Origin of the sequence: Streptomyces griseus subsp. griseus (assembly GCF_003610995.1) — a bacterium.
In the GTDB taxonomy this organism is placed as follows: Bacteria; Actinomycetota; Actinomycetes; order Streptomycetales; family Streptomycetaceae; genus Streptomyces.
In genome coordinates, this window is record NZ_CP032543.1 from 7194736 (window position 1) to 7218387 (window position 23652).

Consider the following 23652-nt stretch of genomic DNA (forward strand, 5'->3'; position numbering starts at 1 on the left):
CGTCAGAAGACGTTCCCCGGTGCGTGGTTCAGGAGAGCGCCGTGCCGCGCGCCAAGAGGAGTGCCAGGTCCGCCGCCGCCACGATCACCGCTCCCGCCAGCGCGGCCTTGTGCCACCGCCGGCCGAGCACGGGACCCAGCAGCGCCGCCGCACCGGCGAGGGCGAGCACGGTCAGGGACCCGGCGTCCACCGGGCCGGGCGGGCCCAGCACCAGGACGCCCGTGGCCGCCAGCAGTGGCACCGGCAGCAGCAGCCGTGTCCCCGCCGGGCCGAGCCGGTGCGGCAGCCCCCGGATACCCGCGGCCCGGTCCGCCTCGATGTCCGGGAGGGTGTCGCCCAGATGCGCCGCGCACCCCAGCAGCGCCCCCGCCGTGACCGTCCACCACCGGGGCCAGGGGGCGTCGGGCAGGGTGAGCGTCACCAGGGAGGGGAGCGCGGCGAACCCGGCGGCATACGGAACCCAGGAGAGCGCCGTCGCCTTGAGCTGCAGGTTGTAGAGCCAGGCGGCGGCGACCGCGGCCAGGTGCACCGTACCGGCGAGAAGACCGCAGGCCAGGGAGAGCGGTACGCACAGGGCGAGCGCGACCGCCGCCGCACGCCACACCGCGCGCACGGAGACCGCACCGTCGGCGACCGGTTTCCCCCGGCGTCCGGCCCGGGCATCGCGCCCCGCGTCGTACGCGTCGTTGCACCAGCCCACCGAGAGCTGCCCGGTCAGCACCGCCACCCCGGCCAGGGCGAGCCGTGCCGGGGGGAGGCCCACCCCGACCGCGAGGGCGCAGGCCAGTGCGGTCACCGCGACCACCGGCCCCGGATGGCAGGCCAGCGCCAGCCCCGCCACGCGGCCCGGCCACCGGACCGCCGACACCGACGCCCTTGCCCCGTCCATGGCACCCATCGGGCGATCGTAGAGACCTGTCGGCCCGTCAATACGGTGGCCGCGCGGGTCCCTTACCGGGATTCTCCGGACTTTACGGTCAGGATGGGGCAATGACGCCCCCGACGCAGGAGCCGCAATGACCCGGATCGCCGCGGTCCACGGGGCCCTGCCGCCCCACCGCCACACCCAGCGCGAGGTCACCGACATGGTGGCCGAGACCTGTCTGCCGCCCGGTGCCGACCGCCGTCTCCTGGACCGGCTCCACGAGAACGCCCGCGTCCGCGCACGGCACACCGCGCTCCCCCTCGACGGCTACCGCGACCTGGACGGCTTCGGCGCCGCCAACGACGTGTTCATCCGCTCGGCCGTCGACCTCGGCGGCCATGCCGTACGCGGCGCCCTGCGCGCTGCGGGGCTGCGCCCCACCGATGTCGACCTGCTGATGTTCACCTCCGTCACCGGCATCGCCGCCCCCTCCGTCGACGCCCGGCTGGTGGCCCGCCTCGGCCTGCGCTCCGATGTGAAACGGCTGCCGGTCTTCGGCCTCGGCTGCGTCGCAGGAGCCGCCGGGGTGGCCCGGATCCACGACTACCTGCTCGGCCGGCCCGACGACGTGGCCGTGCTGCTCTCCGTCGAACTCTGCTCGCTCACCTTCCAGCGCCAGGACGTGACCCCCGCCAACCTGGTGGCCACCGCCCTGTTCGGCGACGGGGCGGCCGCGGTGGTCGCCCTCGGCGGACGCCGGGCCGTCACCGGGCCCGAGATCGTCGCCACCCGCAGCCGGATGTACCCGGAGACCGAGCATGTGATGGGCTGGTCCATCGGTTCCACCGGGTTCAGCGTGGTCCTCGATCCGGCCGTGCCCGATGTCGTACGCCGGTATCTCGCCGACGACGTACGGGAGTTCCTCGACGAGCACGGTCTCAAGCCGAAGGACATCGCCCACTGGGTCTGCCACCCCGGTGGCCCCAAGGTCCTGGAGACCGTCACCGAGGTCCTCGACCTGCCCGAGGGGGCACTCGACGTCACCTGGCGCTCGCTGGCCGACGTCGGCAACCTCTCCTCGTCCTCGGTCCTGCACGTCCTGCGGGACACCATCGAACACCGCCGCCCCGAACCGGGCACCCCCGGAGTCCTGCTGGCCATGGGCCCGGGCTTCTGCTGCGAACTGGTGCTGCTGCGCTGGTAGGAAGGTACGGCCCATGATCTGGTACACCGCCCTGGTGCTCGCCGTCGCCGGCGAACGCCTCGCCGAACTCGCCGTCGCCCGCCGCAACACCCGCTGGAGCCTGGCCCGCGGCGGGACCGAGGCGGGCGGCGGCCACTACCCGGCGATGGTCGTCCTGCACACCGGCCTGCTGGCCGGCTGCCTGGCCGAGGCCCACTACGCCGACCGCCCCTTCCTGCCCGTCCCCGGCTGGACCATGGCCGCCGTCGTCGTCGCGGCGCAGGCGCTGCGCTGGTGGTGCATCACCACGCTCGGGCCCCGGTGGAACACCCGCGTCATCGTCGTCCCCGGCCTGCCCCTGGTCACCGGCGGCCCCTACCGGTGGCTGCGCCACCCGAACTACGTCGCCGTCGCCGCCGAAGGCATCGCGCTGCCCCTGGTCCACGGGGCGTGGGTGACCGCGATGGTCTTCACCCTGCTCAACGCCGTCCTCATGGCCGTCCGGATCCACTGCGAGGACGAGGCGCTGGCCCGCCTCCCGGCGGCGGAAGCGCGGGCGTGATCGACATCCTGGTCGCGGGCGGCGGCCCGGCCGGTCTGGCCGCCGCGATCCGGGCCGCCCAGGCGGGCCTGGAGGCGGTGGTCGTCGAACCCCGCCCCGCCCCCGTCGACAAGGCCTGCGGTGAGGGCATCATGCCCGGGGGCCTCGCGGCCCTCCACCGCCTCGGCGTACACCCGGACGGACACCCCCTGCGCGGCATCCGGTACACCGACGGGCGGCGGAGCGCGGAGGCGCGGTTCCGCGGCGCGTACGGGCTAGGCGTACGCCGCACCGCCCTGCACGCGGCCCTGCACGAGCGGGCGCGAGCCCTCGGCGTACGCATCGTGGAAGGCAAGGTCCGGGAGGTCCGCCAGGACGAGCGGACCGTCACCGCCGCCGGTCTCACCGCCCGCTGGCTCATCGCCGCCGACGGGCTGCACTCACCCCTGCGGCGCGCCCTCGGCCTCGACCACCCCGCCCCCGGCCCCGGTCGCTACGGGCTGCGCCGCCACTACCGCACCGCCCCCTGGACCGACCTGGTCGAGGTGCACTGGTCGCCGCACGGCGAGGCGTACGTGACCCCCGTGGGAGACCACCTGGTGGGCGTCGCCGTACTCAGCCGCGACCGCCGCCCGTACGAGCACCACCTGGCCGACTTCCCGGCCCTGGCCGCCCGGCTCGGCCCGCACGCCACCCCCGTACGCGGGGCGGGCCCGCTCCGGCAGCGTGCCCGGGGGCCACGGGCCGGGCGCGTCCTGCTGGTCGGCGACGCGGCGGGGTACACCGACGCGCTGACCGGGGAGGGCATCGCCCTCGCCGTGGCCACCGCGACGGCCGCCGTCGGCTGTCTGGCCGCCGGACGCCCCGAGGAGTACCCGGCGCGGTGGGCCAGGGCGACCCGCCGCTACCGGCTCCTCACCCAGGCCCTGCTGGGCGCCGCGGGCCACCCCGTATCGCGCCGGAACATCGTCACGGCGGCCCATCGCCTACCGGCCCTCTTCCGGGCGGCGGTCCACGCGTTGCAGTGATCGAATGGCGAGCCGGGGGGTTCGGGAATAACGTCGGTCCGGTGAACGCCCGCGTTCATCCGGCCGACGGAGAGACCGACCGCCCCGACGGGGCGTATCGCCCTCGGAACGAGAGACGAACCCACTATGACGGGCTCCGACGCGACACCCGGCACGACCGCCCGGCCCGACGAACGGGGCCGGGGCAGCGGACTGGCACTTCTCGTCATCGCCTCGTGCCAGCTGATGGTGGTTCTCGACGTCACCATCGTCAACATCGCCCTCCCGCACATGCAGACGGCCCTGGGCTTCTCCACCGAGAACCTGTCCTGGGTGGTCAACGCCTACACGCTGACCTTCGGCGGACTGCTGCTGCTCGGCGGCCGGCTCGGTGACATTCTCGGGCGCCGCCGCGTCTTCATCTTCGGCGTGCTGCTCTTCGTGCTCGCCTCGCTGCTCGGCGGGCTCTCCCAGGAGTCCTGGCAGCTGCTGGCCGCGCGCTCGCTCCAGGGCGTCGGCGGCGCCATCGCCTCGCCGACCGCCCTGTCGCTGATCACCACCACCTTCCGCGAGGGCCCCGAACGCAACCGGGCGTTCGGCGTGTTCGCCGCGGTCTCGGCGGGCGGTAGCGCGATCGGGCTACTGGCGGGCGGGATGCTGGTCGAATGGCTGGACTGGCGGTGGGTCCTCTTCGTGAACGTGCCCATCGGACTGCTCATCGCCTTCGCCACCCCCCGCTACATCCGCGAGTCCGAACGCCACCCGGGCCACTTCGACGTCGTCGGCGCCCTCACCTCCACGGCCGGCATGGTGCTGCTCGTCTACGGCTTCATCCGCGCGTCCGAGGACGGCTGGACCGATCCGCTCACCCTCGGTTCCTTCGCCGCCGCGCTCGTGCTCCTGGCCCTCTTCATCTCCATCGAGACCCGCTCCCGGCAGCCGATCACTCCGCTGTGGATGTTCCGCGACCGCAACCGCGCCGGAACCTACGCGATGATGCTGAGTCTGTCCGCAGCGATCTTCGGGATGTTCTTCTTCCTGACGCTGTTCGTGCAGAACGTGCTCGGCTTCAGCCCGCTGCGGGCCGGACTCGCCTTCCTCCCGGTCAGCGTCATCATCGCGGTCAGTGCCGGCCTGGCCTCCCAGCTGCTGCCCCGATGGGGGCCGAAACCCTTCATGGTGACGGGTGCGCTGCTGGCCGCCACCGGCCTCGGATGGCTCACGCTGACCGACGTCCACAGCACGTATCTCGGCTCCATCCTCGGCCCCATGCTCGTCTTCGGCTTCGGTATGGGCATGCAGTTCGTCTCGCTGACGCTGATGGCGGTGTCGGGGGTGGCGCCGAGGGAGGCGGGTGCGGCGTCCGGCATCCTCAACGCGACCCAGCAGGTCGGCGGTTCCCTCGGGCTGTCGATCCTGGTGACCATGTTCGGTACGGCCAGCCGCCACGAGTTCACCGACCAGCTGCCGCGCTTCATGCAAGAGGCCACCCCGGCCCAGAAGCTCCAGTTCGGCAGGACACAGGAGCTGCCACCGCCCTGGGGCAACGAGGTCCTCACGGCCGGAGTGTCCAGCGCCTTCGTCGTCGCGGCCTGCTTTGCCGTCCTCGCCGCCCTCGTCGCCCTCTTCGTCATCCAGGTCCGCCCCTCCGACCTGGCCCGCCTCCAGGGCGGCGCGACCCCCGGTGAGACGCTGCCGGACACGACCGACGACACCTCCGCGTCGGCCGACGACACGACGAAAGGTCCCCACGGCCATGGACTGGACCCTTGAAGTGATCGTGCTCCCGGTGACCGACCTGGACCGGGCCCGTGACTTCTACCGGGACAAGCTCGGCTTCCACGTCGACATCGACGGCGAGGTGATGCCCGGCGCACGCGTCGTCCAGCTCACCCCGCCCGGCTCGGGCTGCTCCATCGCCCTGACCGACGGCGTGCCCAACCCGACGGGAGACCCCCAGCCGGGCACGTACCACGGCCTCCAGCTCTGCGTCACCGACATCGACGCCGCCCACGCGGAGCTCGCCGCCCGAGGGGTGGAGGTCTCCGAGCCCCAGCGGTACGCCCCCGAGGACGGGGCCACGTTCCTGTACTTCACCGACCCGGACGGCAACGGCTGGGCCGTGCAGGAGTACCGCCGCCGGCTGACCGAGCCCCTGCACCAGGTCCTGGCCGGTCTGGCCGCGAAGGGGGCCGGGGAGACGGCGGACTGACCCGCTCGTCCCCTTGGCCGCTCGCACACCCGCCCACCGGGGCCCGCACCGCCTGCCGCGGTGGATCGCGCCGCCCCGGTCCACCACAATGCTCCCCGTATCACCGCAGTGATCCATGAACACGAGGGAGCAGCATCCAATGGCCGGCAACACAGACATGGTGGCCTTCGTGCAGGCGCGTCTCGCCGATGAGGAGCAGGTCGCCCTGGCTGCCGGCGGGGACCGGTGGCGGTGTCCGGCGGATGTGCCCGGCGAGGTCCACGACCGCAGGGGAGGCGTCGCGTTCACGGTCCGGGACCAGGGATTCGACCACCACATCGCCCTCCAGGACCCCGCCCGCACCCTGGAGCGGATCGAGACGCACCGGGTGCTGCTGGGGGAGTACGTCGAGGTCGCCGAGCTGGACACCGACCGCCCGGCCCAGGACTTCCGCTCCGGCCGGGCGGTGGGCCTGGGCTTCGCCGTACGCCAGCTGGCCGCCGAGTACGCCGGGCATCCGGACTACCAGGCGCGGTGGCTGCCCCGGTTCATCCAGTAGCGGGAAGGGGGGACGAGGGCGCCGGGAGCCGGTAACTTACTGACAAGTAAGTCGAGTTCCCGGACCATCTGACGAACCGAGGAGTCCCCATGTCCCGCCGGACCCGTTCGCCCCTCCCGCTCGCCGGACTCATGGCGGGAGCGGCGGTGCTCCACTTCGCCGTCCCGAAGGCGTTCGACGCCACCGTGCCCCGCATCCTGCCCGGAGCGCCCCGGACGTGGACGTACGCGAGCGGAGTGGTCGAACTCGCCCTGGCCGCCGGGATCGCCCACCCCCGGACGCGGGGCGCCGCCGCCCGGGCGACCGCGGGGTTCTTCGTCGGGGTGTTTCCGGCCAATGTCCAGATGGCCGTGGACTGGCGGGACCGGCCCCGGCCGCAGCGGGTTGCCGCCCTGGCCAGGCTGCCCCTCCAGCTGCCGCTGGTCCTGTGGGCGCAGAGCGTCGCCCGGGGTGCCGACACACCCTGAAGGGGGCGCAGTCGGTGGGGTTCGAGCCACCTGCCCGGAGGAAGATCCACAGCAAAATGGCGTTGCTCTCTGGTGAGGAGTGATCCCGCCGTGTAGCGTCGCCGGAAGATGTCGTGGTTCGCAGTACCTGCCCGCGCCTGGCGCGGGCGTTTTGCTGTGCAGTGCCTGAGAACCAGGGCGATCACCTCCGGGTCCGCGCGGTGCGGATCCGTTTACTGCTGAGAGGTACAGGCATGGCCAGCGGAACCGTCAAGTGGTTCAACTCGGAAAAGGGCTTCGGCTTCATCGCGCAGGACGGCGGCGGCCCCGACGTCTTCGCGCACTACTCCAACATCAACTCCACCGGCTTCCGTGAGCTCCAGGAAGGCCAGGCGGTGACCTTCGACATCACCCAGGGCCAGAAGGGCCCGCAGGCGGAGAACATCACCACCGCCTGATCCGGGTCGAACAACCACCGGGCCCCCAGGACGCCATGCGTCCTGGGGGCCCGGTGCGTCCGGCGCCGGCTACCCCGTGGACTCGTCCGGTGTCGGGTGCTCCTCGGGGTGCGCGCCGGCGTTGCGCGGCTCGTCCCGGCCGGAACCCGCCTCGTCCGGATCGGGCCGGTCGCCGCTCTCGCGGGCGACCCGGTCCGGAATCGGTATGTCGAGGGCGTCCTCGCCCTCCTGGTGCTGCTGGTCCGGCAGATCCGCCGGTACGGGGGGCGGGCTGCCGGAAGCCCCGGTATAGGCGGTGCCTTCCGGCCTGCGGTCGGTCATGAGAGCTTCCTTCCGTGCTGCCCCGGAAGTGCCCGGGGCGGGGCGTCCGTCCTGCTGGGTACCCCTTGCGGACCGATCGATTCACCGCAGGCGGGGCCGGGGGAGACTTCCCACACGGAGGTATGGGTCGCCCCGGCCGGGGTACCCGGGGCTGTGCCCGAGCGCACAAGCCGGGCACACGACATTCACACGAATGATCCCGCGGAAGGATCCCCCGCATGCTGATGGCCCACCCCACCGTGCTGCGCAACCTGGTCGAGCAGTACGAGACCCTGCGCCTGCTGCACGCGGAGAGCGGCTCCACCGAGGCACGGCAGCGCATGGACGACGTGGCCTACACCCTGTGCGTCTCCACGGGCACGGGCGATGTCGACAGCGCGCTGGTCGCCGCCCGGCACCGGCTGCCGGGGGCCCGCCCCCAGGACGACTCCGTCCTCTCTGCCTGATCGCCGGATGAAGAACGAAGGGGTGGGCGCTATGGTGCGGACCGTAGGCGTGGAAGAAGAGCTGCTGCTGGTCGACCCGGAGAGCGGGGAGGCGCGTGCCCTCTCCACCGCCGTGCTGGCCCTCGCCGAGAGGGAAGCGGAAGGGGAGTCGGCCTTCGAGCCGGAGCTGCACCGCCAGCAGCTGGAGTTCGCCACGCATCCCTGCCGCGAGATGGACGAGATCGCCGACGCGGTGCACCGCCGGCGCGCCGAGGCGATCCGCCACGCCGCCGACGCGGGGGCGTCGGTCGCGGCCCTGGCGACCTCGCCGCTGCCGGTCAGCCCCACCATCGGGACGGGCGAGCGGTACGACTGGATGGCCGAGCGCTACGGGCTGACCGCCCAGGAGCAGCTGACCTGCGGCTGCCACGTACATGTCTCGGTCGAGTCGGACGAGGAGGGCGTCGCCGTACTCGACCGGGTGCGCGGCTGGCTGCCCGTCCTGCTGGCCCTGAGCGGCAACTCCCCCTTCTGGCAGGCGCAGGACACCCGGTACGCCAGCTACCGCAGCCGGGTGTGGGGCAGGTGGCCCTCGGCCGGGCCGGTGGGGCTGCACGGCTCCGCCGAGCGGTACCACGAGCAGGTGAAGGCCCTCGTCGGCACCGGCGTGCTCAAGGACGCGGGGATGGTCTACTTCGACGCGCGCCTCTCGGACAGCTACCCCACAGTGGAAGTCAGGATCGCCGACGTCTGCCTCGACCCGGCGGACACCGTGCTGCTGGCCACACTGGTGCGCGCGCTGGTGGAGACGGCGGCGCGGGAGTGGCGGGCCGGGAAGCCCGCCCTGGACACCGACGTGACTCTGCTGCGGGTGGCGTCCTGGCAGGCGGCCCGGTCGGGTCTGGAGGACCGGCTGATCCACCCCGGGACCCTACGGCCCGAGCCCGCGGCCGATGTGCTCCAGGCGCTGGTGACCCATGTGCGGGACGCCCTGGAGGACAGCGGCGACCTCAAGGCCGCGCAGAAGGCGCTGGCCGCCCTGGAGCGGCGCGGCAACGGGGCCAGGGTCCAGCGCGAGATCCTGGAGCGGACCGGGAGCCTCCGCGACACCGTCGCGGAATGCGTCCGCATCACGGGGGGCTGAGAGCGACCGACCGACGACACGACCGCACGACCTGTGAGGAAAGGAGCAGCACATGGCCACCACCGATCTCGGCAACCGCCGGATCCTGGCGATCGTCACCAACTACGGGGTGGAGCAGGACGAACTCGTCGTCCCCGTGAAGCATCTGCGCGACAACGGAGCCCAGGTGAGCGTGGCGGCGGTCTCCGACGACGACATCCGCACCCTCGTGGGCGACCGCGACCCCGGCGACACGGTGCGGCCCGACCTCACGCTGACGGACGTCGACCCCGCCGCGTACGACCTCCTGCTCGTCCCCGGCGGCACGCTCAACGCCGACACGCTGCGCCTCCAGGACGCCACCACCCGGATCGTCAGCTCGTTCGCGGCGTCCGGCCGGCCCGTCGCGGCGATCTGCCACGGTCCGTGGGCGCTGATCGAGGGCGGCTACGTCCAGGGCAAGACCCTGACGTCGTACGCCTCCCTCAAGACCGACCTCACCAACGCCGGCGCCTCCTGGGTCGACAAGTCGGTGGTCCGGGACGACGAGGGCGGCTGGCCGCTGATCACCTCGCGGACGCCCGATGACCTGAAGGACTTCCTGCGCCAGATCGACGCGGTGCTCACCGAGTCCTGACGCGCATCCGACGGCCCCCGTTCGCGTACCGCGGCGGGGGCCGTCGGCGTGTCCGCGTCCGCGGGTGCGGGAGGCAGGAGGGCCACCGCGCACGTACCGGCCGGGACGTGCGCGCGGTCCCCGGAAAGAGGCTGCGGGCTGCTGCACTCGTTGTGCGGGACGGATGGGGTGTTGGCCGGCTCCAGCAGCGTGGCGATCTCGAAGGCGAGCTGCGGGACGTCCGTGTCCTCCGCGATCTCGCCGGCCGCGCGCGCCCCGGACACGGTCTCCTCCACGTAGGCGGACCAGCGGGCGCGGACGGTCGCCGGCGCCGCGCGGGGCACGGAGAACGGCGCCGGGCTGGATGCCACCCCGCTGATGGTCACCACCTTCCGGACGGTCGCCGTGTTCGCGTGCGAAGAACGACCCGATCGCCCCCCAGGGAGTGCGCCAGCACGCCTCGAAGGTGCCGCACCGCTGGTGGAGCGCGGTGATGGCGGCCCGGTAGTCCAGGACCGTGGTGCTCCGGCCGGTATCGGGCAGTAGCCCCGAGGTGGTATCGAAGAAGGGGCCAGAGAAGGTTAGGCTGACCTAAGTCAATCGGAGCTGCCCTGATGGTGAGCGCTCCGGGCCGGACGGCCGCCTCCGCGCGCGCCGAAGCCCGTCCCGGTGGCGCACCCGTCGCCCGTGGCGGTGTCCGATGGCCGTATCCGCGTCCTGTCGCCCTCGCGAACAGGTCGACCGCCGCGTACGAAGGGGCCATGCCCATGACGATCCACCGAGCCGTCGTCGCCCGAGTCCAGCCGCTCACCGCGACCATGACCCGGGTCACGCTGCACGGCGAGGGGCTCGCCGGCTTCGAGTCCACCGGGGTCGGCGACGAGTACATACGCCTCTTCTTCCCGCACGGCCCCGACCGCACCGACCTGTCCCTGCCCCTCACGACGGAGAAGGGCTGGGAGACCCCGGAGGGCCGGCCCGTCGCTCCGATGCGTACGTACACCGTGCGGGCGGTGCGCCCCGAGAGCCGGGAGGTCGACGTCGACTTCGTGCTGCACGACCACGGGGTGGCGTCGACCTGGGTGGCCGGGGCGCGGCCCGGGGACGTCATCGGCGTCAACGACCCCACCGGCCTCTACAGCCCTCCGGCCGACCTCGCCTGGCAGGTGCTGATCGCCGACCAGACCGGACTGCCCGCCGTGGCCCGTCTGGTGGAGAACACCCCGGACGAGGTAGCCACCCGTGCGGTCGTCGAACTGCCCGGCCCCGAGGCCGTCCAGCCGCTGCCCGGCACCAAGGTGACCTGGACCTACGGCGGCAACGGCCATGGAGCCAGCCGGCTGGCCGAGCTGGTGAGCGCCGCGATCCCGCCCGGCACGGACATGACCGGCGGCTACGTCTGGGTCGCCGGTGAGACCAACGCGCTGCGTGCCGTACGCCGTTACCTCCGCAAGGAGCTGGGGCTGCCCGCCACCCGGTTCAAGGTCGTCGGCTACTGGATCCCGGACGCCGACAGCTGGAACGAGCGGTACGAGGCCCTGCCCGACTCCGTGCGCGCCGAGCTGGTGGCCCTCTGGGACAACCCGGTCGGCGACGAGGAGGACCTCACCATCCGGTACGAAGCGCGCCTGAGTGACCTCGGACTCTGAGGCCGCGCCCCGATCGCGTGCGGTAATGCTCCCGATGGGCAGGGGAGTTGCCGCGTTCGGGGACTCCATGGACGGCGGGGCGGGTAGAGTCGCTGCCGTCGAAGTAAAGACAGCCTTACCTAAGGTCTAGGAGGACCGGTGACCAACCCGTTCGAGGACGAGAACGGCACCTACCTGGTGCTCGTCAACGACGAGGGGCAGCACTCCCTGTGGCCCGCCTTCGCGGAGGTGCCCGGTGGCTGGACCGTGGCGCACCCGGAGGACACCCGCCAGGCCTGCCTCGACTACGTGGAGCGGAACTGGACCGACCTGCGGCCCAGGAGCCTGAAGGAGAGCCTGGCCGCCGGCCCGGCCTGAGCCGCCCACGCCGCGCGGGGCGATGCGCCTAGGCTGCCACCGGCACGAGAACCGGCAGCGACCCAGGAGCACGCCCCATGTCCCAGCACGCCCCGCACCACCCGTACCCCGATGGCTTCGGGCCGGACGAAGCGCCGGCGCCGCACGCACTCCTCGCGCCGGTGCTCGGGCTGCTGGGCACCTGGGCGGGGAGTGGGCGGGGGGAGTATCCGACAATCGAGGGTGCGTTCGCCTACGCGCAGGAGGTCACCTTCAGCCATGACGGGCGCCCCTTCCTCCACTATGCGTCGCGCGCCTGGTTGGTCGACGCCGACGGGCGGCCGCTGCGTCCGTCGGCCCGGGAGGGCGGCTGGTGGCGGCTCCAGCCGGAAGGGCGGGTGGAAGCGCTCATCACCCAGCCCACCGGCATCGCGGAGATCGCGGTCGGCCGGGCCGCCGACGGCTCCGTCGACCTCGCCACCCGTGAAGTGGCTCTCACACCCACCGCCAAGCAGGTCGACGCCACCCGCCGCCGCTACACCCTGACCGGCGCGGACACCCTCACGTTCGTCCACGACCTCGCGGCGGTCGGACAGCCACTGCAACACCACCTGTCGGCGGAGCTCCGGCGGTGCGGCCCGGCCTGGCTCCGGAACCCCTAGCTCCGGGAACGCCGCAGGATAGGTCGGATTTGCATACAGAGTTTCTTGTAGGGCATATGGACAGGACAACTTTTGGTAAGGAGTTCATATCCGATGTCCATGCCCAGTTACCCTCAGCAGCCGAACGCGGACCAAGGGCAGTACGACACCCAGTACGGCGCCCCGGAACCCACCAGCAGCGGCAACGGTTTCGCGGTCACCGCTCTCGTCCTGGGCCTGCTCGCCTGCCTCTTCTTCTGGACGGTCGTCGGGGGACTCCTTCTCGGCCTGCTCGCCCTGGTGTTCGGCATCCTCGGGGCGCTCCGCGCCCGTAGGGGGCAGGCTCCGCGCAAGGGCATGGCGATCACCGGTGCCGTGCTCGGCGCGCTCGGGCTGATCGGCTCGGTCGTCGTCCTCATCATCGGTATATCCCTCTTCAACTCCGAGTCGTTCCAGGACCTCCAGGACTGCGTGGACCGCGCCGAGACCCAGGCCCAGGAGGACCGCTGCGCGGAGGACTTCGGCGACAACCTGTTCAAGTGACCTCGAACGGCGGGACGGCGGTTTGCGACGGCGCCCCGATTTTGTGACGGTAGGGGCGGGGAGTGGTATTCCTCACCACCGGACCCCACGGTCCGGCGGATCATGTGTGCCCAACCGAGCAGAGGGAAGAGGAGGGTTCGATGTCCTCGAAGCGACGTCGTAAGAAGAAGGCCCGACGCAAGAACGGCGCCAACCACGGCAAGCGCCCGCAGAGCTGAGGCCAGGTCCGGGGGTCCGAGGGGCAGCACCGCACGGTGCTGCCCCTCGGACCTGCTCCGGGCCGGGCGCCACGGTGCCCGCTCCGGCCCGTCGCACCAGCAATGCGGGAGAGCGGCCCGAGCACTCATAAGGTGAGCCCATGTCTGCCACGTTGAGCTCTGAAAAGACCGCGGGCGCGCTCCGTAGATCGGCGCGCGTCTCGCTCGAACTGCTGCTGGTCCTGTTGATGGCGGCCGTCGTCCTGTGGCTCGTGGGCCGTACGTGGTCGGTGGTGTGGCCCCTCATAGTGGGTCTGCTCCTCACCACCCTGACCTGGCCGATCGCCCGCTTCCTGCGCAACCGCGGGTGGCGGCCCGCGCCGGCCGCCGCCCTGGTCACCGTGCTGTTCCTCCTGGTCGGCAGCGGCATCGTCGCGCTGATCGCGGTGCCGGTGGCCTCCCAGTCCGGCCAGCTCGCCGACGGGGTCGTCGCAGGTATCGGGAGGCTGCGCGACTGGGCCGCCGGGCCGCCGCTGAACATCAGCGACGCCCAGATCACCGGCGCTTTCGACGCGGCGGTCGATCGCATCGAGAACAGCGCGGGCAGCGTCGTCACCACGGCGGTCACGGGGGTCAGCACGGTCTTCAGCGGCCTCGTCACCGCCGTTCTCGCCCTCTTCCTGATGTTCTTCTTCCTCAAGGACGGCCCGCGTTTCCTTCCGTGGCTCGCCCGTCAGCTGCCCGGCCGCCTCGCCACCGACATCCCCGTCGTGGCCGAGCGGTGCTGGAACACACTGGGCTCGTTCGTGCGGTCCCAGGCCTTCGTCGGCCTGCTGGACGCCGTCTTCATCGGCCTCGGCCTGTGGATCCTGGGCGTTCCGCTTGTGCTGCCGCTGGCGGTGCTGACGTTCGTCTCCGCGTTCGTACCGATCGTGGGCGCGGTCTTCGCCGGTTTCGTCGCGGTGCTCATCGCGCTGGTCTCCAACGGCCTGACGGACGCGCTGATCGTGCTGGCGATCATCATCGTGGTGCAGCAACTGGAGGGCAACATCTTCCAGCCCATGATCCAGAGCCGGGGGCTCGGTCTGCACGCCGCGGTGGTCCTGCTGGCGGTGACGCTCGGCGGCAGTCTGGCCGGCGTCGTGGGCAGTCTGCTCGCGGTACCGGCGGCGGCGCTGATCGCCGTGATCTGGAACTATCTGCGCGAGCAGCTCAGCGACCCGGGGGAGGGGTCGGAGCAGCAGGACCGGGTTCCGGAGCCCGAACCGGTGCCGGGCGGCCCCGAGTCCGACACCCCGGTTCCCGCATGACGCCGTAACAGCCTTTCCTCTCGGCGTACTTGACCGCTCAGCGCTGTTGGACCGCACCGGCCAGCCTCGGCACCATCGAGGCGGGCCGGTTCTCCGTGGCCCGCTTCCGGCGTGCGGCGGGCCGGGTCGTGGAGAGCTCGTACAGATTCTCCGCACGGGTCTAGGCCCGCACTCCCCTCTTGCTATACCTTGCGTCTAATAAGCTTGCTAGACGCAGCGTCTAACAAGCGGGGGCGGCGCTCGGCGGCCATCGATCTCATCGGGCGGGAACGCGATGGGCGACGGGCCGGGCGGCGCCGGGCCGATCTCTCGAGTCAAGGAGCCGCACCATGTCAAGCAGCACCGTTCGGCCGGAGGACCAGGACCGGCTCGCCGAGCAGGACGTCGCCCGACGGCTGCTGGACTCGGCCGCCAAACTCTCGTACGACCCGGCCACCGAGGTGGACTGGGAGACCCCCCTCGACCCGGACCACCACGGGGCGAGCCCCGAGTGGTCCACGCTCTACAACACCGCGTACTGGAACGAGCTCACCGACGCCCAGCGCAAGGCGCTCACCCGTCAGGAAGCGGCCTCCGTCGCCAGCACGGGCATCTGGTTCGAGATGATCCTCCAGCAGATGGTGCTCCGCGACATGTACGCCAAGGACCCCACCGACCCCCGGTTCCAGTGGGCGCTCACCGAGGTCGCCGACGAGTGCCGCCACTCGATCATGTTCGCCCGCGGCGCGGCCAAGCTCGGCGCCCCCGCCTACCGGCCGCGCCGCCCCGTGGTGGAGCTGGGACGCGCCTTCAAGACCCTGGCCTTCGGTGAGGCGGCGTACGCGGCGATACTCGTGGCCGAGGAAGTCCTCGACGTGATGCAGCGCGACTGGATGCGGGACGAGCGGGTGGCGCCCTTCGTCCGCACCATCAACAACATCCATGTCGTGGAGGAGTCGCGGCACATGAAGTTCGCCCGCGCCGAGACCCGCAAACGGCTGCGGGACGCGGGCGCCGTCCGCCGTCAGCTCAACGCGATCGTGGTCGCGATCGCCTCGTACTACATCGTCACCAGCATGGTGAACCGGGACGTCTACGCCAACGCGGGCCTGGACTCCCGGCGGGCGCGGACCGAGGCCAAGGCCAACGAGCACCACAAGTCGCTGATGCGGTCCAGCTGTTCGGGGCTGATGGAGTTCCTGGCCTCGGCCCGGCTGCTGACGAAGCCGGCGCTGTTCTTCTACAAGCGCGCCTCGCTGATCTGACCGCGGCGGCGGTACGGCCCCGCGGCCGGTCCGATCCCTCACCACGACCCGAGACGACGAGATGACCTACGCCATCACCCAGACCTGCTGCTCCGACGCCACCTGCGTCGCCGTCTGCCCCGTCAACTGCATCCACCCGACCCCCGAGGAGCAGGCGTTCGGGTCCACGGAGATGCTCTACGTCGACCCGGAGACCTGCATCGACTGCGGGGCCTGCGCCGACGCCTGCCCGGTCGACGCGATCTTCCCGGTGGACAGCCTCTTCGGGGCGCAGAAGGAGTACGCCGCCATCAACGCGGCCTACTTCGCGGGCCGGGAGCCCGGACCCGCCCCCGCCGGGCCGAACTTCCACGCCTGGGGTGAGCCCACCTTCGAGCGCGGTCTGCCCGCCGACTTCGCCCCGATCCGGGTGGCGGTCGTCGGCACCGGACCGGCCGGCATGTACGCGGCCGAGGACCTGCTGCTGCACACCAACGCCGAGGTGACCCTGGTCGACCGGCTTCCGGTGGCGGGCGGCCTCGTCCGCTACGGCGTGGCGCCCGACCACCCCGCGACGAAGAAGGTCGGCGAGACCTTCGCCCGCTTCCACTCCCACCCCCGGGTGCGGATGCATCTGGGCGTCGAGGTCGGCAGGGACGTCACCGCCCGGGAGCTGGCCGCCCACCACGACGCGGTGATCTACGCGGTCGGCGCCTCCACCGACCGCCGGCTCGGCATCCCGGGGGAGGACCTGCCCGGCAGCGCCTCGGCCACCTCGTTCGTCTCCTGGTACAACGCCCACCCGGAGGTGGCGCCCGGGTCCGTGTCCCTGGCGGCGGAGCGCGTGGTCGTCGTCGGCAACGGCAACGTCGCCCTCGATGTCGCCCGCATCCTCGTCACGGACCCGGAGGCGCTGGCCGCCACCGACATCGCCGACCACGCGCTCGCGGCGCTGCGGGCGTCCCGGGTCCGTGAGGTGGTGCTGCTCGGGCGGCGCGGGCCCGAGGAGGCGGCCTGCACCGCGTCCGAGCTGCTCGCCCTGAAGCACCTGCCGGGGGTCGGCCTGGTCGTCGACGACCACGACCCCAGGACCGGCGCCGCGATCGACGCGGCGGCCCCGGGTACGAAGGCGGCCCTGCTGCGGGACGTGGAGCGCCGGGCGGTTGACTGGACGCGGCCGCCCGGGCCCGGCCGCCGTATCGTCTTCCGCTTCCACTCCGCCCCGGTCGCGGGGGTCGGTGAGGACGCCCTGACTGCCGTGCGTGTGACGGCCGGGCCGGGCAAGCAGGACATTCCGGCGGGCCTGCTGCTGCGGGCGATCGGCTACCGGGGTGTGGCCGTCCCGGGCCTGCCTTTCGACGAGGCGTCGGGGACCGTACCGCACGAGGGCGGCAGGGTCAGCGGCATGGCGGGGACGTACGTCGTCGGCTGGATCAAACGCGGCCCCTCGGGCGGCATCGGTGCCAACCGGACCTGCGCGGCCGAGACCGTCGGAACGCTGCTGGCCGACGCCGTGGCGGGTGCCCTGCCCTCCCCGGCCCACCCGGCCACGGCCTTCCGCCGCCTCGCGCGCGGCCGTGGCCGGAACGTCGTCGACGCCCGGGGGCTGGCCGCCATCGACCGGGCGGAGACGGCTCGCGGCCGCGAGCACGGCCGGCCGCGCGTCAAGCTCGGCACGGTGCCCGCCCTGGTCGCGGCTGCGAAGGGCCGCCGCTGGAAGACGCCCGGCTGATCCACCCCTGAACAGAGCCGAGGCCCCACCGGTCGGTGGACCGGTGGGGCCTCGGCGGTTCGTGCAGGCAGGAGGGGGGGGGCGCCTGCATGAACTCGGGTCAGGGGGACTCGTACCCGCTGCGCGCCGGATTGCACCTGGAAGTGCGAGTGGGGTGCGGCACAGGGGCCCGGGCGCCCGATACCGAGGTGCGCGGCGGCGCGGTCAGCGGGTGCCGGGATCCCCGCCGGACGCAGTCAGCTCGGCCAGTTTCTGGAATTCCCCGAGGTCGTAGTTGGCGAGCACCGAATCCAGATTGGTGAGCGCGCCGAGGCGTTCCAGGAATCCCTGGGGGTCGTATTCGATCTGGAGCGCGACCCGGCTGGAGCGGTCGTCGAGCCGGTGGAATGTGACCACCCCGGCGTGATGGACACCCTCGGTCGTCTTCCAGGCGATGCGGTCCTCGGGCACGACCTCCGTCAGCTCCGCGACGAACCCCTTCTCCGCCCCGGGCAGCGACAGCTGCCAGGCGAAACGCCGCTCGTCCAGCGGATCGACCCGCTGCACGTGGCTCAGGAACTTCGGCCACTGGGTGACATCGCTCCACAGCGCCCAGGTGACGGCGACCGGAGCCTGGATGTCGACGGTCTCGACGATGGAGGAGGACATGCACGACCACCTTGCTTTCCCTCGGGTATGGCTTGGGCTCTCTGGTACCCGGATCCGGTGGGCCCACGCGGAGCCGGCCGACGAAAACCCTTGGCCGACGGAAAACGTTTATGAGGCGCATACTCGAAGGTAGTCGGCATTGTTTGGAGGGCTCCATGATTGTCCTCGGTGTCATTCTGCTGGTGATCGGCCTGATCGCCGGCATTTCCATCCTCTGGACCATCGGCATCGTTCTGGTGGCCATCGGTCTGGTGCTCTGGGTCCTGGGAGCGACGGGCCGCGCGGTGGGCGGTCGGCGCCACTACTGGTAGCCCGCCGGGCGTGGAGCCCGCACACCGCCGGCCTTCGCCGCCGCTCCCGCAGGGGAGCGGCGGCGAAGGCGCGTTGTCAGTGCCCTCTTCTACGGTGTGATCAGTGAGATCCGCCGGAACGGCCGCGGATCCGCCCTGGGGAGGGGTCTGCCATGTCTGCCGCGTCCACCGTGCCGACGACGACGTATCTGGAGCTGTCACAGGAAGGCGCCGGTGCGCACAAGTTCTACGAGGTGACCGTCGACGGACTGGTGGTGACGGTGCGCTACGGGCGGATCGGTGCCGCCGGGCAGACCCAGACCTCCACGTTCGCCACGCTCGCCAAGGCGCAGGCCGCGGCGGCGAAGAAGGTGGGGGAGAAGGTCCGTAAGGGCTACGCCCCGGCCGTCCCCGGGCAGCGCGCACCCCGGTCGGTGACCCGCCGCCAGGTGGCCTCGGCGCCCTCCACCGCGCGCGCCGTCGCTCCCGTGCTCTGGCGCTTCCGCACCGGCTCCTCCGCCTTCGGCATCCACGTCGACGACGAGCAGTGCTGGGTGGGCAACCAGGCGGGCGATGTCTACACCCTGGACCACGAGGGCGGCGTCCTGGCCCGCTTCAGCCTCCCCGACGGGGTGAAGTGCCTGGTCGCCGACGACTTCTGGATCTACGCGGGGTGTGACGACGGCCGGGTCTACGACCTCTCCTCCAAGCTGCCGTTCGCGGCGTACGACATCGCGGCGGACGTCGACATCTTCTGGCTGGACATCCACGAGGGCCTGCTGAACGTGTCGGACCGCGAGGGCCGGCTGACCGTCATCGACCACGAGGACGAGCACCAGTGGTCGCGCCGCAGCCAGGGCGAGCACGCCTGGATGGTCCGCGCCGACGACCGGGCGGTCTACCACGGCCACCACCGGGGCGTCACCGCCTACGCCCCGGACGGCGGCGGCGAGTTGTGGCACACGGCCACCCGGGGCGGTGTCCTGTTCGGCTGGCAGGAGGACGACGCGGTGTACGCGGGGACGGCGCACCGGGCGGTCCAGCGGCTGGCGAAGGCGACCGGCGCGATCGAGGCCACGTATGCCTGCGACAGCGCGGTCTACTCGTGCGCGACCTCGCCCGGCGGGCGGTTCGTCTTCGCGGGCGACGCCTCCTCGTCCGTGTACTGCTTCGACCAGGACGGCACCCGCCTGTGGAAGCTCGGCACGGGCGGCGGGTCGGCGCTGTCCATGCAGTACCGCGAGGGACGGCTGTACCTGGTGACGACCGACGGTTCGCTGGTCTGCGTCGACGCGAGCGAGGCGGCCATCTCCGCGGCCCAGCAGGGCACGGTGCCCGCTCCCCGGGATGTGAAGCTGGCCGCCGCGCTGCCGACCTACGCGCCCGCGACGGCCGCCGCCGCGGTCACCACCGTGGCCCACGCCCCCGCCGGATCGGTCGTCGTCGAGTGCGTCCAGGACACCGGCGGCCGCCTCCGCGTGCACGTGGTCTCCGGGGCTACGACACCTCCTGGAACGTCCAGTTCCCCCGTGCGATACGGCAGCCCGGCGCGCGGTACGTGGTGGACGCCCTGCACGCGGCGGCCGGCGGCTTCTACCGGGTCCGGGGTGACATCCGGCGGTTGCAGTGAGCCGGGCCGGACGGGTGGGCCGACAGCCCGGCCCACCCGTCCGGCAGGACCCAGGCGAGGAGCGTCTCCACTGCGGTATGGGAGCGCTTCCATTCGGTCAAAGTCCCTCCAGCGCAAGGTGATTGCGCCGGGATCCTTGACATGTACCGGCAGTCACGCCACTTTGGGAGCGCTCCCACAGTTCATTCCGCACCACCCCGCACGCCTCACCTCCTGAGCACCACGTACCCCTGAGCCCGTCCGCCACGTCAGGCCGTGGCGGACGAACGAGAGGACACGGAGCCGCAATGAGAATCAGAGGCACCACCCCGCACGTACCGCGCAGACGAGCGGTCGCCGCACTGTCCGCCCTGGTCATGGGCGCGTCCCTGGCGATCGCCGCACCCGGCCAGGCGACGGCCGCCGCCCGCGTCGACAACCCTTACGTCGGCGCCACCCCCTACGTGAACCCCGACTGGTCGGCCAAGGCCGCCGCCGAGCCGGGCGGCGGCGTCATCGCCGACGAGCCGTCGTTCGTCTGGATGGACCGCATCGCCGCGATCGGCGGCACACCCGGCGCGCGAAGCCTGCGCGCCCACCTCGACACGGCGGTGGCCCAGGGAGCCGACCTCTTCCAGGTCGTCATCTACAACCTCCCCGGCCGGGACTGCTCCGCACTCGCCTCCAACGGCGAGCTCGGCCCCACCGAGCTCGGCCGCTACAAGAGCGACTACATCGACCCGATCGCCGCCGTCCTCGGCGACCCCGCCTACGCGAACCTGCGGATCGTCACCCTCATCGAACCCGACTCCCTGCCCAACCTGGTCACCAACGCGGGCGGCACGGAAGGCTCGACGCCCGAGTGCGCCACGATGAAGGCGAACGGGAACTACGAGAAGGGCATCGGGTACGCCCTCCACAAGCTCGGCGCCCTCCCCAACGTCTACAACTACGTCGACGCGGCCCACCACGGCTGGCTCGGCTGGGACACCAACTTCACACCGGCGGCCCAGCAGTTCAAGAAGGCGGCCACGCTCGAAGGCGCCTCCGTCTCCGACGTGCACGGCTTCATCGTGAACACGGCGAACTACTCGGTGCTCAAGGAGCCCCACTTCAAGGTGACCGACTCCGTGAACGGCACCACGGTGCGCCAGTCCTCCTGGGTCGACTGGAACTACTACGTGGACGAGCTCTCGTTCGCCCAGGCCCTGCGCACCGAGCTGGTCCGCCAGGGGTTCGCCTCCGGCATCGGGATGCTCATCGACACCGCCCGCAGTGGCTGGGCGGGCCCTCCCGGCCCACCGGTCCCGGGCCGCAGACCAGCGTCGACGCCTACGTCGACGGCAGCCGCACCGACCGGCGCATCCACGCGGGCAACTGGTGCAACCAGAAGGGCGCGGGGGTCGGCGAGCGACCGACGGCCGCCCCCGAGCCCGGGATCGACGCCTACGTCTGGGCCAAGCCCCCGGGTGAGTCCGACGGCAGCAGCAAGCCCATCGACAACGACGAGGGCAAGGGCTTCGACCGGATGTGCGACCCCACGTACACCGGCAACGGCCGCAACGGCTTCAACCTGACGGGCGCCCTGCCCGACTCCCCGGTGGCCGGGCACTGGTTCTCCAGCCAGTTCCAGGAGCTCCTGCGCAACGCCAACCCGCCGCTCGGCGGCGGCACCGGAGGCGGGGAGGACACCCAGGCGCCGACCGTGCCCACGGGCCTGCGGGCCACGGCCAGGACCAGCAGCAGCGTCACCCTGGCCTGGACGGCATCCACGGACAACAAGGCGGTCACCGGGTACGACATCCTGCGTGGCGGCGCGCTCGTCGGCTCCACCGCGTCGACGACCTTCACCGACACCGGCCTGAGCGCGTCCACCGCCTACAGCTACACGGTCCGGGCCAAGGACGCGGCGGGTAACGTATCGGCGGCCTCCGCGGCCCTGCCGGTCACCACCGAGGCGGGCGGCTCCACCGGTACGGGCGCCCTCAAGGTCCAGTACCGCAACACCGATTCCTCCCCGACCGACAACCAGATCCGGATGTCCCTCCAGGTGGTCAACACCGGGACGAGCGCGGTGAACCTGGCCACGGTGACGGCCCGCTACTGGTTCACCCCCGAAGCCGGCGCGAGCACCTTCTCCACCGCCTGCGACTACGCGGTGGTGGGCTGCGGCAACGTCACCCACGGCGTACGACCGGCGAGCCCGCCGGCTCCCGGCGCCAGCCACTACCTGGAGACCGGCTTCGGCAGCGGAACCCTGGCGGCCGGCGCCTCGACCGGGGAGATCCAGCTGCGGATCAACAAGAGCGACTGGTCGGCCTTCCAGGAGGCCGACGACTACAGCCGCGCCACCAACACCGCCTTCGCCGACGCCCCGAGGATCGGCGTCTACGTCGGCTCCACCCTCGCCTGGGGCACCGCCCCCTGACCCCACCGGCCGACGCCTCTCCCTCTGCCCCTCTCCCGACGCACGGCGGGGGAGGGGCAGCCGGTTCTGTTCACACGAGTGCATCGCCGTTCGCCCCTCCCGAGCCGGAGAACCCGCCTACCGTGTACGGGTGGCCCTCCCCGTGCTCCACCGCCGACTGCACCTGGACCAAGGGCTGTTCATCGGCAGCTCGGCCCTCCACCTCACGCTGCGCCGTACGGGTGAGCGGGGCGCACCACCGGGAATACCCGGACCGGGTGACGGTTGATCACACCATGACTTCCTTGACGCACGAGGCATTCGGACGGGTCGGCATCTGGAGCGGTGCCCTGCACGGGTCGCGGACGGACGACGCGGGGAGGAAGGCGATCGCGGAGGCGGTCGCCGAACTCGAAGAGCTGGGGTACGGCACCCTCTGGATCGGCGGCAGCCCCTCACCGGACGACGCCGCCGCCATCGTCGCCGCCACGCGTACGGTGACGGTGGCCACCGGCATCCTGAACATCTGGAGCCACACCGCGGAGGAGGTCGCCGCCCGGATCGCCACCGTCGAGGAGGCCGCACGCGGGCGCTTCGTCCTCGGCCTCGGCGTCAGCCACGGCCCGATGGTGCCGCAGTACGCGAAGCCGTACAGCGCGATGGTCACCTACCTCGACGCCCTCGACGCGGCGCACCCCTCCGTGGAGCCCGGCGAGCGGGTCCTGGCCGCGCTCGGCCCGAAGATGCTGAAGCTCGCGGCCGACCGGGCGCTGGGCGCACACCCGTATCTCGTCACCACCGAGCACACGGCGGAGGCCCGCGAGGCGCTCGGCCCCGACGCCCTGCTGGCCCCCGAGCTGACGGCCGTCCTCGACACCGATCCCGACCGGGCCCGCACCACCGCACGGAACATGCTGGAGATGTACCTCCAGCTCCCCAACTACACCGCCAACCTGTTGCGGCTGGGGTTCGCGGAGAGCGACTTCGAGGACGGCGGCAGCGTCCGCCTCCTCGACGCCCTCTTCGCACTGGGCGACGCCGAGCAGGTGAAGGCCCGGACCGGGCAGTACCTCGACGCGGGCGCCGACCATGTGGCACTCCAGGTGCTCACCGCCGAGGAGGGCGGCGCCGGGCTGCCCCGGGCCCAGTGGCGGGAACTCGCGGAAGCGTTCGGTGACGAGCTGTAGAGACCGCCGAATATTAGTCGTTTATTAGTCGTTCGACCCCTCTTGACCCCTCCCGTCGACCGGCGGCAAAGTGCTGGCTAATCCGCATTAGCGCCGCTGGAACTTCCCGCAGCCGGTGACTAATGCGCATTAGTCGAGGGAGTCC

Annotated in this window: 25 protein-coding genes and 3 pseudogenes; 24 read left to right on the forward strand and 4 right to left on the reverse strand. The window is 72.0% G+C overall.

The window, feature by feature from the left end; translation table 11 throughout:
* Nucleotides 1-28: 28 nt before the first annotated feature.
* Nucleotides 29-889: a UbiA family prenyltransferase gene (locus D6270_RS32190; protein ID WP_109167184.1), complete on the reverse strand. Its 861-nt coding sequence runs from the start codon at nucleotides 887-889 to the stop codon at nucleotides 29-31.
* Nucleotides 890-1016: 127 nt separating this feature from the next.
* On the opposite strand from D6270_RS32190, the gene D6270_RS32195 reads away from it, so the two are divergent.
* The 8 genes from D6270_RS32195 (at nucleotide 1017) to D6270_RS32230 (ending at nucleotide 7250) form a co-directional block, all read left to right on the forward strand.
* Nucleotides 1017-2069 carry a type III polyketide synthase gene (locus D6270_RS32195; RefSeq protein ID WP_109162200.1) on the forward strand — a complete coding sequence of 351 codons (1053 nt, stop codon included), beginning with the start codon at nucleotides 1017-1019 and terminating at the stop codon, nucleotides 2067-2069.
* Between the two features lie 13 nt (nucleotides 2070-2082).
* Nucleotides 2083-2610: an isoprenylcysteine carboxyl methyltransferase family protein gene (locus tag D6270_RS32200; protein ID WP_109162199.1), complete on the forward strand. Its 528-nt coding sequence runs from the start codon at nucleotides 2083-2085 to the stop codon at nucleotides 2608-2610.
* Complete coding sequence (locus D6270_RS32205) at nucleotides 2607-3617, forward strand: NAD(P)/FAD-dependent oxidoreductase (protein WP_109162198.1); 1011 nt, start codon at nucleotides 2607-2609, stop codon at nucleotides 3615-3617. Before D6270_RS32200 ends, D6270_RS32205 begins: the two co-directional genes overlap by 4 nt.
* Nucleotides 3618-3743: 126 nt before the next feature.
* Complete coding sequence (locus D6270_RS32210; RefSeq protein ID WP_225977013.1) at nucleotides 3744-5369, forward strand: MFS transporter; 1626 nt, start codon at nucleotides 3744-3746, stop codon at nucleotides 5367-5369.
* Nucleotides 5353-5808, forward strand: coding sequence for a VOC family protein (locus D6270_RS32215; RefSeq protein WP_109162197.1), 456 nt, complete (start codon nucleotides 5353-5355; stop codon nucleotides 5806-5808). The genes D6270_RS32210 and D6270_RS32215 overlap by 17 nt, the downstream gene beginning before the upstream one ends.
* A gap of 139 nt (nucleotides 5809-5947) precedes the next feature.
* Nucleotides 5948-6346 carry a DUF6221 family protein gene (locus D6270_RS32220; protein ID WP_109162196.1) on the forward strand — a complete coding sequence of 133 codons (399 nt, stop codon included), beginning with the start codon at nucleotides 5948-5950 and terminating at the stop codon, nucleotides 6344-6346.
* 89 nt (nucleotides 6347-6435) lie between these two features.
* A complete protein-coding gene (locus D6270_RS32225) occupies nucleotides 6436-6813 on the forward strand; it encodes a DoxX family protein (protein ID WP_109162195.1) in 378 nt (125 codons plus the stop codon).
* A 233-nt stretch (nucleotides 6814-7046) separates the two neighbouring features.
* Nucleotides 7047-7250 carry a cold-shock protein gene (locus tag D6270_RS32230; RefSeq protein ID WP_003964323.1) on the forward strand — a complete coding sequence of 68 codons (204 nt, stop codon included), beginning with the start codon at nucleotides 7047-7049 and terminating at the stop codon, nucleotides 7248-7250.
* A gap of 69 nt (nucleotides 7251-7319) precedes the next feature.
* Here the strand turns inward: D6270_RS32230 and D6270_RS32235 are convergent, their stop codons facing one another.
* Entirely contained in the window at nucleotides 7320-7571 is a 252-nt protein-coding gene (locus D6270_RS32235) for a hypothetical protein (RefSeq protein ID WP_093687915.1), read from the reverse strand.
* A gap of 218 nt (nucleotides 7572-7789) precedes the next feature.
* Here D6270_RS32235 and D6270_RS32240 point away from each other — a divergent pair, with 218 nt between their 5' ends.
* Genes D6270_RS32240 through D6270_RS32250 form a run of 3 tightly spaced genes read left to right on the forward strand, consistent with a single transcriptional unit; the run spans nucleotide 7790 to nucleotide 9756 of the window.
* Nucleotides 7790-8017, forward strand: a complete 228-nt coding sequence (locus D6270_RS32240) for a DUF5133 domain-containing protein (protein ID WP_109162194.1) — start codon at nucleotides 7790-7792, stop codon at nucleotides 8015-8017.
* 31 nt (nucleotides 8018-8048) lie between these two features.
* Nucleotides 8049-9140, forward strand: coding sequence for a glutamate--cysteine ligase 2 (locus tag D6270_RS32245; protein ID WP_109162193.1), 1092 nt, complete (start codon nucleotides 8049-8051; stop codon nucleotides 9138-9140).
* A gap of 52 nt (nucleotides 9141-9192) precedes the next feature.
* The gene (locus tag D6270_RS32250) at nucleotides 9193-9756 is read left to right on the forward strand and encodes a type 1 glutamine amidotransferase domain-containing protein (RefSeq protein WP_109162192.1); all 564 of its coding nucleotides are present in this window, start codon (nucleotides 9193-9195) and stop codon (nucleotides 9754-9756) included.
* Between the two features lie 179 nt (nucleotides 9757-9935).
* On the opposite strand, the pseudogene D6270_RS34100 reads toward D6270_RS32250, so the two are convergent.
* Nucleotides 9936-10124, reverse strand: a pseudogene (locus D6270_RS34100) (TetR family transcriptional regulator C-terminal domain-containing protein); the annotation flags it as partial.
* 378 nt (nucleotides 10125-10502) lie between these two features.
* On the opposite strand from D6270_RS34100, the gene D6270_RS32255 reads away from it, so the two are divergent.
* From D6270_RS32255 to D6270_RS32285, 8 genes are all read left to right on the forward strand, one after another.
* Nucleotides 10503-11384 carry a siderophore-interacting protein gene (locus D6270_RS32255; RefSeq protein WP_109167183.1) on the forward strand — a complete coding sequence of 294 codons (882 nt, stop codon included), beginning with the start codon at nucleotides 10503-10505 and terminating at the stop codon, nucleotides 11382-11384.
* Between the two features lie 138 nt (nucleotides 11385-11522).
* Nucleotides 11523-11741 carry an MbtH family protein gene (locus tag D6270_RS32260; protein ID WP_109162191.1) on the forward strand — a complete coding sequence of 73 codons (219 nt, stop codon included), beginning with the start codon at nucleotides 11523-11525 and terminating at the stop codon, nucleotides 11739-11741.
* A 77-nt stretch (nucleotides 11742-11818) separates the two neighbouring features.
* Entirely contained in the window at nucleotides 11819-12382 is a 564-nt protein-coding gene (locus tag D6270_RS32265) for a nitrobindin family protein (RefSeq protein WP_109162190.1), read from the forward strand.
* A 93-nt stretch (nucleotides 12383-12475) separates the two neighbouring features.
* A complete protein-coding gene (locus tag D6270_RS32270; RefSeq protein WP_109162189.1) occupies nucleotides 12476-12904 on the forward strand; it encodes a DUF4190 domain-containing protein in 429 nt (142 codons plus the stop codon).
* A 140-nt stretch (nucleotides 12905-13044) separates the two neighbouring features.
* Nucleotides 13045-13122 (forward strand): 50S ribosomal protein bL37, encoded by a 78-nt coding sequence (locus D6270_RS34105; protein ID WP_370454205.1) that lies wholly within the window; start codon nucleotides 13045-13047, stop codon nucleotides 13120-13122.
* Between the two features lie 140 nt (nucleotides 13123-13262).
* The gene (locus D6270_RS32275) at nucleotides 13263-14411 is read left to right on the forward strand and encodes an AI-2E family transporter (protein ID WP_109162188.1); all 1149 of its coding nucleotides are present in this window, start codon (nucleotides 13263-13265) and stop codon (nucleotides 14409-14411) included.
* Between the two features lie 329 nt (nucleotides 14412-14740).
* Complete coding sequence (locus D6270_RS32280; RefSeq protein ID WP_109162187.1) at nucleotides 14741-15655, forward strand: AurF N-oxygenase family protein; 915 nt, start codon at nucleotides 14741-14743, stop codon at nucleotides 15653-15655.
* Between the two features lie 61 nt (nucleotides 15656-15716).
* The gene (locus D6270_RS32285) at nucleotides 15717-17366 is read left to right on the forward strand and encodes an FAD-dependent oxidoreductase (protein WP_109162186.1); all 1650 of its coding nucleotides are present in this window, start codon (nucleotides 15717-15719) and stop codon (nucleotides 17364-17366) included.
* Nucleotides 17367-17570: 204 nt separating this feature from the next.
* Here the strand turns inward: D6270_RS32285 and D6270_RS32290 are convergent, their stop codons facing one another.
* Nucleotides 17571-18014, reverse strand: coding sequence for an SRPBCC family protein (locus D6270_RS32290; protein WP_109162185.1), 444 nt, complete (start codon nucleotides 18012-18014; stop codon nucleotides 17571-17573).
* A gap of 155 nt (nucleotides 18015-18169) precedes the next feature.
* On the opposite strand from D6270_RS32290, the gene D6270_RS33555 reads away from it, so the two are divergent.
* From D6270_RS33555 to D6270_RS32305, 5 genes and pseudogenes are all read left to right on the forward strand, one after another.
* A complete protein-coding gene (locus tag D6270_RS33555; protein WP_199811442.1) occupies nucleotides 18170-18325 on the forward strand; it encodes a DUF6131 family protein in 156 nt (51 codons plus the stop codon).
* A 152-nt stretch (nucleotides 18326-18477) separates the two neighbouring features.
* Nucleotides 18478-19934 (forward strand): annotated as a pseudogene (locus tag D6270_RS32295) (WGR domain-containing protein).
* Between the two features lie 287 nt (nucleotides 19935-20221).
* Nucleotides 20222-22341 (forward strand): annotated as a pseudogene (locus tag D6270_RS32300) (glycoside hydrolase family 6 protein).
* Nucleotides 22342-22471: 130 nt separating this feature from the next.
* Nucleotides 22472-22609 (forward strand): hypothetical protein, encoded by a 138-nt coding sequence (locus D6270_RS32640; protein ID WP_158650563.1) that lies wholly within the window; start codon nucleotides 22472-22474, stop codon nucleotides 22607-22609.
* Between the two features lie 7 nt (nucleotides 22610-22616).
* Nucleotides 22617-23507 carry an LLM class F420-dependent oxidoreductase gene (locus tag D6270_RS32305; RefSeq protein ID WP_151414744.1) on the forward strand — a complete coding sequence of 297 codons (891 nt, stop codon included), beginning with the start codon at nucleotides 22617-22619 and terminating at the stop codon, nucleotides 23505-23507.
* Nucleotides 23508-23652: the final 145 nt, after the last annotated feature.

Excerpts from the sequence above, each read along its gene's own strand:
- D6270_RS32190 (WP_109167184.1), bottom strand. The coding sequence starts at position 889 with ATGGACGGGGCAAGGGCGTCGGTGTCGGCGGTCCGGTGGCCGGGCCGC.
- D6270_RS32195 (WP_109162200.1), top strand. The coding sequence starts at position 1,017 with ATGACCCGGATCGCCGCGGTCCACGGGGCCCTGCCGCCCCACCGCCAC.
- D6270_RS32200 (WP_109162199.1), top strand. The coding sequence starts at position 2,083 with ATGATCTGGTACACCGCCCTGGTGCTCGCCGTCGCCGGCGAACGCCTC.
- D6270_RS32210 (WP_225977013.1), top strand. The coding sequence starts at position 3,744 with ATGACGGGCTCCGACGCGACACCCGGCACGACCGCCCGGCCCGACGAA.
- D6270_RS32215 (WP_109162197.1), top strand. The coding sequence starts at position 5,353 with ATGGACTGGACCCTTGAAGTGATCGTGCTCCCGGTGACCGACCTGGAC.
- D6270_RS32220 (WP_109162196.1), top strand. The coding sequence starts at position 5,948 with ATGGCCGGCAACACAGACATGGTGGCCTTCGTGCAGGCGCGTCTCGCC.
- D6270_RS32225 (WP_109162195.1), top strand. The coding sequence starts at position 6,436 with ATGTCCCGCCGGACCCGTTCGCCCCTCCCGCTCGCCGGACTCATGGCG.
- D6270_RS32230 (WP_003964323.1), top strand. The coding sequence starts at position 7,047 with ATGGCCAGCGGAACCGTCAAGTGGTTCAACTCGGAAAAGGGCTTCGGC.
- D6270_RS32235 (WP_093687915.1), bottom strand. The coding sequence starts at position 7,571 with ATGACCGACCGCAGGCCGGAAGGCACCGCCTATACCGGGGCTTCCGGC.
- D6270_RS32240 (WP_109162194.1), top strand. The coding sequence starts at position 7,790 with ATGCTGATGGCCCACCCCACCGTGCTGCGCAACCTGGTCGAGCAGTAC.
- D6270_RS32245 (WP_109162193.1), top strand. The coding sequence starts at position 8,049 with ATGGTGCGGACCGTAGGCGTGGAAGAAGAGCTGCTGCTGGTCGACCCG.
- D6270_RS32250 (WP_109162192.1), top strand. The coding sequence starts at position 9,193 with ATGGCCACCACCGATCTCGGCAACCGCCGGATCCTGGCGATCGTCACC.
- D6270_RS32255 (WP_109167183.1), top strand. The coding sequence starts at position 10,503 with ATGACGATCCACCGAGCCGTCGTCGCCCGAGTCCAGCCGCTCACCGCG.
- D6270_RS32265 (WP_109162190.1), top strand. The coding sequence starts at position 11,819 with ATGTCCCAGCACGCCCCGCACCACCCGTACCCCGATGGCTTCGGGCCG.
- D6270_RS32270 (WP_109162189.1), top strand. The coding sequence starts at position 12,476 with ATGTCCATGCCCAGTTACCCTCAGCAGCCGAACGCGGACCAAGGGCAG.
- D6270_RS34105 (WP_370454205.1), top strand. The coding sequence starts at position 13,045 with ATGTCCTCGAAGCGACGTCGTAAGAAGAAGGCCCGACGCAAGAACGGC.
- D6270_RS32275 (WP_109162188.1), top strand. The coding sequence starts at position 13,263 with ATGTCTGCCACGTTGAGCTCTGAAAAGACCGCGGGCGCGCTCCGTAGA.
- D6270_RS32280 (WP_109162187.1), top strand. The coding sequence starts at position 14,741 with ATGTCAAGCAGCACCGTTCGGCCGGAGGACCAGGACCGGCTCGCCGAG.
- D6270_RS32285 (WP_109162186.1), top strand. The coding sequence starts at position 15,717 with ATGACCTACGCCATCACCCAGACCTGCTGCTCCGACGCCACCTGCGTC.
- D6270_RS32290 (WP_109162185.1), bottom strand. The coding sequence starts at position 18,014 with ATGTCCTCCTCCATCGTCGAGACCGTCGACATCCAGGCTCCGGTCGCC.
- D6270_RS33555 (WP_199811442.1), top strand. The coding sequence starts at position 18,170 with ATGATTGTCCTCGGTGTCATTCTGCTGGTGATCGGCCTGATCGCCGGC.
- D6270_RS32305 (WP_151414744.1), top strand. The coding sequence starts at position 22,617 with ATGACTTCCTTGACGCACGAGGCATTCGGACGGGTCGGCATCTGGAGC.